The organism is Collinsella sp. AM41-2BH, assembly GCF_003468085.1.
Lineage (GTDB): Bacteria > Actinomycetota > Coriobacteriia > Coriobacteriales > Coriobacteriaceae > Collinsella.
This window is the reverse complement of sequence record NZ_QSGH01000018.1, coordinates 1-12,579: the sequence shown is the minus strand read 5'-3', so window position 1 is coordinate 12,579 and position 12,579 is coordinate 1. Positions and strand designations below refer to the sequence as shown.

Here is a 12,579-nt window from a genome sequence, read left to right as displayed (position 1 = left end):
TTAGGTCGAAACCGATAGGAGACACGTATGTCCGGACACTCTAAGTGGGCCACAACCAAGCATCGTAAGGGCGCGCAGGACGCCAAGCGTTCCGCCCTCTTCTCCAAGCTGAGCCGCAACATCACCGTTGCTGCCCGTCTCGGCGGTGACCCGCTGCCCGAGAACAACGCCAGCCTCGCCGCTGCCGTTGCTAAGGCCAAGGCTCAGTCCATGCCCAAGGACAAGATCAAGTCCGCTATCGACAAGGCCTTTGGTTCGGGTGCCGATGCCGCCGTCTACGAGAACATCGTGTACGAGGGCTATGGTCCCGCCGGTGTCGCCGTCTATGTTGACTGCCTGACCGACAACCGCAACCGTACTGCCGCCGATGTCCGTTCCGCCTTCTCCCACGCTGGTGGCAACCTGGGCACCTCCGGCTCCGTCGCCTTCCAGTTTGAGCGCAAGGGCCAGATCGTCGTCGCCAAGGAGATCCTGGACGAGAACGCCAAGAAGGAGACCATGATCGCCAACGGTGCTGCCGGTGACGAGGATGAGTTCATGATGGCAATCGCCGAGGCCGGTGGCGAGGACTACGAGGACGCCGGCGAGGAGTGGATCGTCTGGACCGCTGCTAACGACGTCATGGCTGTCTCCAAGGCACTCGAGGAGCAGGGCATCCAGGTCAAGGGCTCCGAGACCACCATGGTTCCGACCACCCCGACCGAGGTCTCCGGTACCGACGCCAAGAAGGTTCAGCGCCTCATCGACCGTCTCGAGGAGCTCGACGACGTCCAGGACGTCTACAGCACCATGGATATGACCGACGAGGTCATCGCTGCCCTCGAGGAGGAGTAGCGCCCGCGCGGGTTAAGCCGCGCATATCTGGGCATAATGAAACGAGCATGCAAGCCTCGTGGAATAGATGAGCCGGATCCGCGTGCGTACAGCACCGGACCCGGCTCTTTTATAATGATGCGAATTGTTTTGCATTCTGTGGATCGAGATTTGAAGGGAGCGCCGCATGCGCGTGCTCAAACGAGCCCTAGCGATCGTATATCTTGCCGCCGCCGTCGTGGCGCTGGGCACGTTGGTCTGCCAGTTTTGGGGGCCATATACCTACCGCTTTATGCTGCTGATGCGTGACCCCATGCCGCGCATTGTCGTTACAGTGTGCGGCGGTGTCGTGGCGCTTGGCGTGCTGGCGGTCTTCTTCCGCCTGATGTTTGCTCGCCGCGAGCCGTCCTGCGTGCATCCGGCGGGGGAGCGCAATATCGAGGTCACCCTTGCGGCTCTCTCCTCGTGCGCCCGTGCTGCGGCTGAGCGCGACGACCGCGTGATGGTCGAGTATATCGAGGCGCGCGTCCAGGGCTCCGACGAGTCGCACGTCCGTTTTAAGGTCGAGGCTATCGCGCTTGACGATAAGGACGTGGCATCTCTGGCTACCGCGATGCAGCAGCGCATCGAGGAAGCTTGCGACACCATGCTCGGCACGCCGGGTACGACCGCGCGTGTCCGTTTTTTGCCGTCCAAGACTACCGTCCAGACCGTGGAGGTTTCCGGTGAGTGATACCAATCAAGATAAGACCGCTCGTACGCCGCGCCTGACGATTGACCAGAGCGCCACGTCGGCGAGCGAACCTGTTGATTCCAAAGCAGAGGCAACCGAGTTACAAGACGCGGCAGCCGCGGATTTTGACGAGGCTATGGGTCTCATCAAGGGTACGGGCGCTGCCATCTGGAGCTATGCTGTGCGTCATCCCAACACCACGCTCGGCGCCGTCGCCGGCTTTATCCTCGCCGTGTTGGTGCTCACGTTGGGCCTGTGGGACACGCTCGTCATTGCATTCTTCGTGCTGATCGGCGCCGTAATTGGTCAGATCCGCGACGGCGAGAACGGGATCGTCAACTTCTTCGGCCGTCTGTTTAGCGGCCGCTAATATGTATTCGACTGTCGCATCCGTGGCAGGCATAAGGAGGAACCATGGCTTTTAACACGAAGGTCGATGTGGCCGATACCGAGCTCGAGACGAACGAGGCCGTCGCCGCCGAGGCGGAGGACGTAACGCTCGAGGACGAGGCGCTCGTCGAGGCAGAGTCCGAAGACGAGGCGGACGAGGATGACGAGGAGGCGGACGAGTCCGAGGACTCGCTGACCTATTCCAACGGCGTGATTGAGAAGATCGTCGCCATGGCCACCCGCGAGGTGCCGCACGTTCTGGGCATGAAAGGTAACCTCATGCACTTTGTTCAGGAGCAGTTTGGTGCCGAGAACCTGACCAAGGGCGTGACGGTCGAGGTCACCGACGACAACCGCGTGGTCGTCAACATCTCGGTCATCATCGAGTACGGCGCCTACGCGCCCGCGATTTTCGACGACGTTAAGGCGCGCGTGACCGAGCGCCTCGCCGCGATGACCGGCCTTGAGGTGGCGGGCGTCAACCTACGCATCGAGGACGTCATCACCCCCGAGGAGTACGAACACCGCACCAACCAGCACGAGTAACCTGCCAAAAAGGGATGTTTATTTTGGCAGGTTTTATCTGCGATAACGTCAAACGGCCGACCGCGCAGGCACATGCGCGGCCGGCCGTTCTTTGTATGCCCCCGATGCGGGCACGCCGCTCGTCTAACTAAGGGTTGCAATTGCCGCGTTCCGCGTTACCCTAATGGGCGCATTGTTTCCAAATTGTTAACGAGGAGTTGCCGTAATGGCCGACGAGCACGAAACAGAAAGCAAGGCATGGGCGATTGAGGCCGCTGCGGTAGAGGCGGCATCGCGTGCTGCCGAGGAGGTGCATCGTCCTCCCGTGGTGCCGATGGAGCGCGTTGTCGATCGCGATGTTATTGAGCAAGGCGAGCGCGCCGGCCGCAAGCGCAGCCAGGAACCAGGATTTCCGCGCTTTTTTGCCGAGCTCAACCTGGGCCTGATCCTCACGGCCTTTGCCATCGTGGCTTTCAAAACGCCCAATCACTTTGCCTTCGGTGGCACCTCGGGTGTGTCGGTCATTCTTTCTACGCTGTTCCCGACTCTGCCCGTCGGCGTCTTTATGTGGATTATCAACGCGATCCTGGTCATCCTGGGTTTTATCTTTTTGGAGCGCAAGGCAATCCTTTGGAGTGTCTTTGCCTCGTTTGCGCTTTCGGCCTACGTCTCGCTGTTTGAGCTCTTCATTCCGACGGATGTTTCGATGACGGGCGATATGTGGCTCGACCTGTGTTTTGCCGTCATCTTGCCGGCGCTGGGCAGTGCCATTGTCTTTGACATTGGCGCCTCGACGGGCGGCACGGACATTCTTGCCATGATCCTCAAGCGTCGCACGACGCTTGAGATCGGCCGTGCCCTGTTGCTGGTCGATATCGGCATCGTGACCATCGCGGCCTTTTTGTATGGCCCGCGTGTCGGTCTGTACTGTGTGCTCGGTCTGTTTGCCAAGACGCTTGTGGTCGACAAGGCCATCGAGAGCATCCACCTGCGCAAGGTCTGTACGATTATTTGTGCCGAACCGCGCAAAGTCGAGGAGTTTATCGTCAAGCATCTCAACCGCACGGCAACGATCAGCCGTGGCTACGGCGCCTTCTCGGGCAAGTGCGTCACGGTGATCATGAGCGTGCTGAGCCGTCGCGAGGCAGTGCAGCTGCGCCGCTATACCCGCGAGATTGACCCCGACGCCTTCATCACCATCGTCGATAGCTCCGAGATCGTGGGCAAGGGCTTCCGCGGCACGAACTAGCGCGGACGCACCCTTCGAATCATTGAATAAGGCCGCCTACGTTGCAAATCGGCCATCTTGGAGTATTTGTCCCCACATTGGGCGATAATGTTGCCAAAGACATCGTTTGCGATCCAGGTGATTCGCTCTAGATACGAAGGGATGATTTCGATGTTCTGTTCGCAGTGTGGCGCCCCCATGGCCGATAACGACAAGTTCTGTGGCGCGTGTGGCGCTCCTAATACCGGTGCTGCAACCTCTGCTCCTCAGGGGCAGTCTCAGCCTCAGCAGTTTGTTCCTCAGCCTAACGTGAACGTGCCCAAGGGCTGTGTAGCTCAGGCGTTTGAAGACATGACCAAGACGCCGGGCGTGCTGCAGCGCGTGTGCCAGGTTGCCTTTTTGCCGGCGCTCATCTGTGTCGTGTCGGTGCTCGTGCTCTTCATTCCCGTTATCGGCGGTATCGCGGCTGCCTTCGGCTTTTTGGCTGCCTGTGTGGCAAGCGCGTGCGGTTCTGGCTTTGGCATCGAATGGGGTCGCGACCTGTCGCTCAAGGTCGATGACGGCATGGATCGTCCGTTGATGCGTTCCACGTCGTTTGGCCTTGGCGTCTTTTCGGGCGTTATTTCGAGCGTGCTCAAGGTTATCGCGGCTATTCCCGTTATTGGTGTAGCGCTTTCGCTGGTGGAGAGCGTGGTAATTGGTGCCGCGGGTGCGTACTCTTATTTCGGCTCCTATGCGCTTGAGGCCGCTCTATTTGGCTCGCTGGGCCTGTTTGTTCTGGCTATGATTGCCACGGCGGTCCTGGGTGTCTTCTTTACTATGTTCGCCGACATCGCCGTGATGCACTTTGCGGTGACCGGTCGCGTCGAGAGCGCGTTTTCGCTCGATAAGGTCTGGGCGGCCTTTAAGAACAATAAGACCAAGCTGTTCTGCGCATCGTTCCTTCCCGAGTTTTTGACGGGTCTGGTCGCCAACGTTATCACATGGATCCTGACGCTCGTCTTTGGCACCATTGCCTCTGTCGGTATGTATAGCTACTACTACCGTCCTACGGCTATTGAGGCGCTTGTTACCGGCGGTGGCATTACGCTCGTATTGTTCTTGGTGCTGACGGCGTTTGTCACGGTATTCCTCACGGTCTTTGGCAACATGCTCAAGCATCGTGCCGTTGGCTATTGGGTTGCGCGTTATGCAAGCGAGTGGGCCGACGAGGACAAGGATGACGTCCTGACTTTTGTGTTGCCGTTTGAGAAGAAGTCCGCTCCTTCGGGTTACAGCGCTCCGGATGCTTCGCCGGCACCTGCGCCCGAGCCCGAGCCCGCGCCCGAGTCTGCGCCTGAGCCTGCACCCGAGCCGGCGCCTGTGCCTGAGCCGGCACCCGCACCTGCGCCTGCAACGTCGCCCGCGCCGACGTCTGCCCCGGCACCGGCCCCCGCGCCCGAGGCGACGCCTGCAGAACCCGATTGGAATGCCGTTGCCACGCCGGCGGATGAGCCGGGCGATAATCCTGCTGCCGAAAACAATCAAACCGAATAGTCGGTCGAGGCGCCCTGGGCAACTGAGCCCGGGGTGCCTTTTTCTACTGCGAAAGCAAGAAAATGCCTGGGAAAACGGTTGCAGCAAAATTTCTCGGAAATTGGTCAATGTTGCGCAACAACGTCGCGGCTATTGTTGAGAACATAGACGTGTAAGGTTTGAAGGCGTGCGACGCCTTAGGAAAAGGAGAAGCTTATGTTCTGTCCCACTTGTGGTTCTCCCATTTCGGATGATGCCAAATTCTGCCCTGTCTGCGGTTCTGCCATCGGTGCCGCTTCCGCTGCTCCTACTCCGCAGCCTGCTCCGCAGCCCGCACCTCAGCCCCAGCCTGCTCCGCAGCCCACGCAGATTCAGCCCACTCCGGTTCAGGCAGTTCAGCCCCAGCCTCAGCAGCAGTACACCGGGCAGCAGCAGTACGCCGGCCAGCAGCAGTATGCTCAGCAGCCTGCGCCTGCCCCGATGGGCTATGCTCCGATTAAGACCGACCGTGGCGTGATCGGTTGGCTCCTGCTTTCCATCGTGACCTGCGGCATCTATTCGTATTACTTCCTCTATTGCCTTGCCCGCGACATCAATGTCATGTGCCAGGATGACGGCGATTCCACGCCGGGTCTGGCAGCATTCATCTTGCTGTCGTTCGTGACCTGCGGCTTCTACGGACTCTACTGGTACTACAAGATTGGTAACCGCCTGCAGGCTAATGCCCCTCGCTATGGCCTGATGTTCCAGGAGAACGGCACCACCGTTCTTATGTGGCAGATTGTCGGCGCGCTGCTGTGCGGCCTTGGCCCCATCTTTGCCATGAACATCATCATCAAGAACACCAATGCCATGGCAACGGCTTACAACGCCCGTCTTGGCGCTCGTGCCTAACGACAAGAGCGGCGTGAACAGCTCTCAGGGACATAAGGGCGCGGCGGAGCTCATTCGCCGCGCCCTTTCTTGCATCGGCGCGCTCTTTGTCGCCTGGCTCGCACTTTACCTGCTCGATATCGGCTGCGTGTTTCGCCTGATGACGGGCATTCCCTGTCCGGGATGTGGCATGACGAGGGCCTGGCTGGCGGCGCTGCGCCTCGATTTTTCGGCGGCCTTTGCCTACCATCCGCTGTTTTGGGTGGTGCCGATTGCGTTTGCGCTCGCGTTCGTGCGCGAGGAGGTGGCATCGAGCAGGCTAAAGCGTGGCATCGACATTGCGGTTATTGTTCTGTGTGTGCTGGTCGTTGCCGTATGGATCGTGCGCCTTATCAACCCGGCAGACGCGGGCCTGCTCTTTGGTGGGCACGCTCCCGCCGGAGTTCCCACCGATATCATCCACCTCGAAACCCCACGCTGGCTCACCATCCTTCGCTCTTACCTGTCGTGACGGAGGACGCGCTAGAAAAGCGGTCGACACATAAGCGGGGGCGAACGTTGAGATAACGTTCGCCCCCGCTTTGCTCTAGCCAGGTTGTTATGGGTAGGCGTGACGGCTACTCGTCGCGCTTCTCCTCGTGGCGAGCGGCAGCCCGCGCATCGTGGATGCCCTTGATGGCAGCATGGCGGGCGGTGCGGGCGTCGTGCATGGCGTCGCGGGCCTCGGCGGCCGTTGCCTTGGCAGAGCGCAGCTTGGCGGCCAGGTCGGGATTGGTCTCGGCAACCGCGGCGATCGTGGGGCCGTCGAGCTCTTCTTGCGTGGGCTCGGCCAAAAAGTCGATGGCATACTGGGCGGCTACCATGGATCCCTTGGCGAGCACGCTCTCGTCGATCTTGTAGAAGCAGGAGTGCTGGGCATAGGTGGCGCCGATCTGAGGGTTGCGCGTGCCAACAAAGGCGAGCACGCCCGGCACACGGCGCAGGTACTCCGAGAAATCCTCGCCCGAAAGCGTGCCGCGGTAATGGCCCTCGCCTGCGGGGCCCAGGCACTTGAGCACAGCTTGGCGGCAGCGCTCGCTCGAGGCGGCATCGTTTTCGACCTTGTAGTTGGCGATGGTGTAGTCGGTGAGTTCGGCCTCGGCGCCTAGTGCTGCTGCGGTGTGCTCCACGATGCGGCGCATAAGCTCGGGCATTTCCTCATGCGTCTTGTCGCCATAGGTGCGCACTGTGCCGGCGAGGTATGCCGTGCCGGCGATAACGTTGCGCGCGGTGCCGCCGTGCAGTTCGCCGACGGTGATGACGGCGGGTTCGTAGGGGCTAATCTCGCGCGAGACGATGGTCTGCAGGGCGTTGACGATTTCGGCGGCAACCATAACGGCGTCGTGGCCGCGCTGGGGCATGGCGCCATGGCACGAGGTGCCGCGGACATCAATGCGGAACCAGTCGGTGTTTGCCATGCGCGGACCGGGCTCGCAGCTCACGGTGCCGGCATCGACCTCGCTCCAGATGTGCGCGGCATAGGCACCGTCGACGCCATCGAGTACGCCCGTGCCGATCATGAGCTTGGCGCCCTGGCCGTTTTCCTCGCTGGGCTGGAAAACGATGCGAATCTCGCCGTGGATGTCATCGGTCATGTGGCGCAGAATCTGCAACGTGCCGAGCATCATGGCGATATGGCAGTCGTGGCCGCAGGCGTGCATGCAGCCCTCGTTGACGCTGGCGAACTCCTCGCCGGTCTGCTCGGTGACGGGCAGGGCGTCGATGTCGGCGCGCAGCAGGATGCGGCGGCGTGGTGTGCCGTCCTCGCGATAGGCGTCGGGCGCGGTGCCGCGAAGGGTCGCCACAAGGCCCGTCTTAAGGGGACGCTCGTAGGGGATATTCATGGCGTCCAGCTGGTTGGCGATGTCGGAAGTCGTGCGCTCCTCGGCAAGGCTCAGCTCCGGGTGCTTATGGAAGTGCCGGCGCTGCTTGATGATGTAGGGTTCAAACTCGGCGGCGATATCATGGATGGCCGCGGTGACGTCGTCTGCCGCGCGAACCTCGGTTGCCGCCATAATCTGCTGTGCCTTGGTCTTCGTCATGGTCGATTTGCTCCTTGCTGGCTCGATCGCAAAATCGTACAGGCTCTCTCCAGTATGCCACCTGCCGCTAGGGCTGGTAAAGTTGCCGTTTGCCGCTTGGGGTTTTGTTGCAAGGGCGGGGGAGTACACTCGGGGGTGTTGAATTACCTGCCAGAGATGGGGATGCTCATGCAGCATATCGATCGGATTATCCGCTCCAAGAACGTCTTTACCGCGCAAGACGGCATCGATACCGCCCGCGAGCTGGCGATCGCCATCGCGGGTGATCGCATCGTCGCAGTCGGCGCGCCCGATGACGTGATTGACGCCGCACCTGCCGCCACGCCGGTGGTCGATTACGGCGAGCAGTTTGTCTGCCCCGGTTTCCACGATGCGCACCTGCATTTCTTCCATACTTCGGTTGGCTCCTCGCCGTACATGCTCATGGATATGGGCACGTCCGAGGCAGCATTGGTGCAGCATGCGCTCGAGTTTTCCCAAGGCTTGCCAGATGACGCCTGGGTCGTGACCCAGGGTTGGCGCGATTACCGCTGGGATCCGCCCGAGCACCCTACCAAGGCCTCCCTCGATGCGGCATTTCCCGATCGTCCCTGCGTTATGTACTCGGGCGACGGGCACACGCTGTGGCTCAACAGCCGCGCACTCGAGGCGCTCGGCGTTACGCGCGACAGCGAGCCTCCGGCGGGTGGCAGTTACGACAAAGACTCAAACGGTGAGCTTACGGGTATCGCTCACGAGGCTGCGGCCATGCAGCTGCTGCCGCGCTGCCTGGAGTGGCTGGGCGAGGACCGCATCGCGAGCGCATACGCCGACCAGATGAAGCGTATGGCCGAGCAAGGCATTACCTCAATCTGCGATATGTCGCTCATGCCCATGCCGGGCTGCGACTTTATTCGCGATGACGTCTACGACAAGCTTCAGGCGATTGGCAAGCTGGGCATTCGCGCCCACCTGTTCCCCACGCTGTTGGATGACCAATCGCGCTTGGAAGAACTTCAGACCCGCTACGCGAACAATGCGCTGCTCTCGGCGCCAGGCTTTAAGCAGTTCTTCGACGGCGTGTCGAGCGAACACACGGCATATCTCACCGAGCCCTATACCAATCCGCGCTTCCCGGGCGACCAGGGCCGTCTGACAGTTCCTGCCGAGCGCATGCGTAAGCTGGTTCTGGCGGCTGCGGAGCGCGGCCACACTGTGCGTATCCACGTCATCGGCGACGGTGCGATTCATGCCGCGCTGGATATCTTCGAGGAGGCCGCCGACCTGTACGGCCTGCCCCAGCACGGCCATAACACACTCGAGCATCTGGAGAACCTCCTGCCCGAGGACATCGACCGCCTGCGCAAGCTCAACGTGATTGCCTCGAGTCAGCCCTGTCACATTACGCTCGACCCGGGCGGCCCCGAGCGCGATTTGGGCATGGAGCGCAGCCGCATCATGTGGCCGTTTGCAACCTATAAGCAGCGCGGCATTCGCCAAGCCTTCGGTACTGACAGCCCTATCACGCCCGTTACCAGCATGAACGTGCTCTACACGGCTATCACGCGCCAAGACCCCAAAAGCCACTGGCCCGAGGGCGGCTGGCTGCCGAGCGAGCGCATCGATGCAGCAACAGCCCTGCGCAACTACACCCTGGGCAGCGCCTATGCAGCGGGCGACGAGCAAAACCTCGGCAGCCTAGAACCCGGCAAATACGCCGACCTGGTAGTCCTGGACCAAAACCTGCTCACCATCGACCCCCAAGAACTCCAAGCCACCAAAGTCCAAGCCACCTACCTGGCAGGCAACTTAATCTACGAGCGCTAGCCCCATACCCCACCCACAAGGGGCGCGTTTCAGCAACGTGCCCCTTTCTTGTTCGCACCATCCGCATCGCCATTTTGCTGTACTGACTTTTCTGAATGCCGGGCCCGAATTAGTTAACCTGCCTCCCGGGGCGGACCGGAGGGCATGAAGTTTGTCGCGAGTTCCGCACGCAAAGGAAAGCACTTAATGTGCTTTCCGTCTTGCGCAGGACTGTAGAGCAGCAAACTTCATGCTTTCCGGTCCGCCTTGGGGCCGAGCATAAGTTATCCCCCGGCATTCAGAAAATCTAAGTGCCAAAAAATAAGATTTTTTGACTCCGTGTTGTATAACCCGCCATTCGTGGGTACCATTCAACGCGTACGCAAACAAAAAGGGTTAACCCGCGCGGCATGACCGCGCGGCCCACAAAGGAGGAAACAAGCATGTCGTCTTTGAAGCCGCTTGCAGATCGCGTCCTGGTCAAGCCCGACGAGGCCGAGCAGAAGACCGCTTCTGGTCTGTATATCGCCAGCAACGCTCAGGAGAAGCCGCAGCGCGGCACCATCGTTGCCGTTGGCGCCGGTAAGGTCAACGACAAGGGTGAGCGCATCCCTATGGACGTTCAGGTCGGCGACGTTGTCATCTACGGTAAGTTCGGCGGCAACGAGGTCAAGGTCGACGGCGAGAAGTATCTGCTGATGCGCGCCGACGACATCTACGCCGTCGTCGAGGCCTAGTCTCGTCAGAATCTCTGATTCGTCTTTGAACGCGCCCGCCGCATAGGACTCGGAAGCGGCGACGCGAGTCACATTTCTTTTGGAGGATTACCTACCATGGCAAAGAACATTACGTTCAACACCGATGCCCGCGCCAAGCTCGCCAAGGGCGTCAACACTCTGGCCGACGCCGTTACCGTCACCATGGGCCCCAAGGGCCGTTACGTCGCTCTGCAGCGCACGTTCGGTGCCCCGACCATCACCAACGACGGCGTTTCCGTCGCTAAGGAGATTGAGCTCGAGGACAACATCGAGAACATGGGCGCTCAGCTGGTGAAGGAGGTCGCCACCAAGACCAACGACACCGTGGGTGACGGCACCACCACCGCAACCCTGCTCGCTCAGGCTATCGTCAACGACGGTCTGCGCAACGTCGCCGCCGGCGCCAACCCGCTGGCTATCCGTCGCGGCATCGACAAGGCCGTCAACGCCGCCGTCGCCGAGATGAAGAAGCAGGCCAAGCCGGTCGAGACCAAGGAGCAGATCGCTTCTGTCGGCACCATCTCCGCTGGTGACCCCGAGGTCGGCGAGAAGATCGCCGAGGCCATGGAGGTCGTGGGCAAGGACGGCGTCATCACCGTCGAGGATTCCCAGACGTTCGACATCACCATCGACACTGTCGAGGGCATGCAGTTCGACAAGGGCTATGTTTCCGCTTACTTCGTCACGGACAACGACCGCATGGAGGCCGTGATGAAGGATCCGTACATCCTCATCACCGACCAGAAGATCTCCAGCGTTCAGGACATCATGCCTGTTCTCGAGGCTGTCCAGCGCGCCGGCCGTGGCCTGCTCATCATCGCTGAGGACATCGACGGCGAGGCTCTGCCGACCCTGGTCCTCAACAAGATCCGTGGCGCTCTCAACGTCTGCGCCGTCAAGGCCCCGGGCTACGGCGATCGCCGCAAGCGCATCCTCGAGGACATCGCCGTCCTCACCGGTGGTCAGGCTGCTCTGGACGAGCTGGGCGTGAAGGTCGCTGACATCACCGCCGATATGCTCGGCACCGCTAAGTCCGTCACCATTTCCAAGGACAACACCGTTGTCGTCGGCGGCGCTGGCTCCAAGGAGGCCATTGACGCCCGTATCGCTCAGATTAAGGGCGAGATGGAGAACACCACCTCTGACTTCGACCGTGAGAAGCTCCAGGAGCGCCTGGCCAAGCTCTCCGGTGGCGTTGCCGTCATCAAGGTCGGCGCTGCTACCGAGTCCGAGCTCAAGGAGATCAAGCACCGCGTTGAGGATGCCCTGCAGGCTACCCGCGCTGCTGTCGAGGAGGGCATCGTCGCCGGCGGTGGCGTCGCCTTCATGGACGCTGCTCCTGCGCTCGATGCTGTCGAGATCGACGACCCCGAGGAGAAGATCGGCGTCGACATCGTCAAGAAGGCTCTGACCGCTCCGGTCGCCACCATCGCCAAGAACGCTGGCTTTGAGGGCGCTGTCGTGGTCGACAAGGTTGCCGAGCTGCCTGCTGGCCAGGGTCTCAACTCTGCCAACGGCGAGTGGGGCGACATGATCGAGATGGGCGTCCTCGACCCCGTCAAGGTCAGCCGCGTCACCCTGCAGAACGCTGCTTCTGTCGCCAGCCTGATCCTCATCACCGAGGCTACCGTCTCCGATGTCCCCAAAAACACTCAGCTTGAGGACGCTATCGCTGCTGCCACCGCTGGCCAGCAGGGCGGCGGTATGTACTAAGGCCGACAAGGTCTAGAACTCCCACCGGGGATCCGGGGGCGTGACGGGGGTTTCTCTCCGGAACGTCCTCGGACATGCAAAGAGGCTCCGCATCGCGCTTCGCGCTGCGGAGCCTCTTTGCGTCCTGACGCTCCTATTTGGCAAGGTGTTTTTTAGAATCCATTT

Annotated in this window: 12 protein-coding genes; 11 read left to right on the top strand and 1 reads right to left on the bottom strand. The window is 61.0% G+C overall.

Features of this window, described 5'->3' with window-relative positions:
• Window positions 1-27: 27 nt before the first annotated feature.
• The 8 genes from DW899_RS08655 (at window position 28) to DW899_RS08620 (ending at window position 6,588) form a co-directional block, all read left to right on the top strand.
• Window positions 28-834: a YebC/PmpR family DNA-binding transcriptional regulator gene (locus DW899_RS08655; protein WP_055309449.1), complete on the top strand. Its 807-nt coding sequence runs from the start codon at window positions 28-30 to the stop codon at window positions 832-834.
• 166 nt (window positions 835-1,000) lie between these two features.
• Complete coding sequence (locus DW899_RS08650; protein WP_117800686.1) at window positions 1,001-1,546, top strand: hypothetical protein; 546 nt, start codon at window positions 1,001-1,003, stop codon at window positions 1,544-1,546.
• Entirely contained in the window at window positions 1,539-1,916 is a 378-nt protein-coding gene (locus DW899_RS10795; RefSeq protein ID WP_231500738.1) for a DUF2273 domain-containing protein, read from the top strand. Before DW899_RS08650 ends, DW899_RS10795 begins: the two co-directional genes overlap by 8 nt.
• A 44-nt stretch (window positions 1,917-1,960) precedes the next feature.
• Complete coding sequence (locus DW899_RS08640; RefSeq protein WP_117800684.1) at window positions 1,961-2,482, top strand: Asp23/Gls24 family envelope stress response protein; 522 nt, start codon at window positions 1,961-1,963, stop codon at window positions 2,480-2,482.
• 205 nt (window positions 2,483-2,687) lie between these two features.
• Entirely contained in the window at window positions 2,688-3,710 is a 1,023-nt protein-coding gene (locus DW899_RS08635; RefSeq protein WP_117800682.1) for a YitT family protein, read from the top strand.
• 150 nt (window positions 3,711-3,860) lie between these two features.
• Window positions 3,861-5,225 carry a zinc-ribbon domain-containing protein gene (locus DW899_RS08630; protein WP_158566603.1) on the top strand — a complete coding sequence of 455 codons (1,365 nt, stop codon included), beginning with the start codon at window positions 3,861-3,863 and terminating at the stop codon, window positions 5,223-5,225.
• 195 nt (window positions 5,226-5,420) lie between these two features.
• Window positions 5,421-6,098, top strand: coding sequence for a DUF4234 domain-containing protein (locus DW899_RS08625; protein WP_117800679.1), 678 nt, complete (start codon window positions 5,421-5,423; stop codon window positions 6,096-6,098).
• A gap of 13 nt (window positions 6,099-6,111) precedes the next feature.
• Window positions 6,112-6,588, top strand: coding sequence for a DUF2752 domain-containing protein (locus DW899_RS08620; RefSeq protein ID WP_199570305.1), 477 nt, complete (start codon window positions 6,112-6,114; stop codon window positions 6,586-6,588).
• A gap of 106 nt (window positions 6,589-6,694) precedes the next feature.
• On the opposite strand, the gene DW899_RS08615 is transcribed toward DW899_RS08620, so the two are convergent.
• The gene (locus DW899_RS08615; protein WP_117800675.1) at window positions 6,695-8,158 is read right to left on the bottom strand and encodes a M20 family metallopeptidase; all 1,464 of its coding nucleotides are present in this window, start codon (window positions 8,156-8,158) and stop codon (window positions 6,695-6,697) included.
• 168 nt (window positions 8,159-8,326) lie between these two features.
• On the opposite strand from DW899_RS08615, the gene DW899_RS08610 reads away from it, so the two are divergent.
• From DW899_RS08610 to groL, 3 genes are all read left to right on the top strand, one after another.
• Window positions 8,327-9,964: an amidohydrolase gene (locus DW899_RS08610; protein WP_233539950.1), complete on the top strand. Its 1,638-nt coding sequence runs from the start codon at window positions 8,327-8,329 to the stop codon at window positions 9,962-9,964.
• A gap of 422 nt (window positions 9,965-10,386) precedes the next feature.
• Entirely contained in the window at window positions 10,387-10,680 is a 294-nt protein-coding gene (gene groES / locus DW899_RS08605) for a co-chaperone GroES (RefSeq protein WP_040358989.1), read from the top strand.
• Window positions 10,681-10,776: 96 nt separating this feature from the next.
• Window positions 10,777-12,414: a chaperonin GroEL gene (groL, locus tag DW899_RS08600; RefSeq protein ID WP_006234938.1), complete on the top strand. Its 1,638-nt coding sequence runs from the start codon at window positions 10,777-10,779 to the stop codon at window positions 12,412-12,414.
• The last annotated feature ends 165 nt before the right edge of the window (window positions 12,415-12,579 follow it).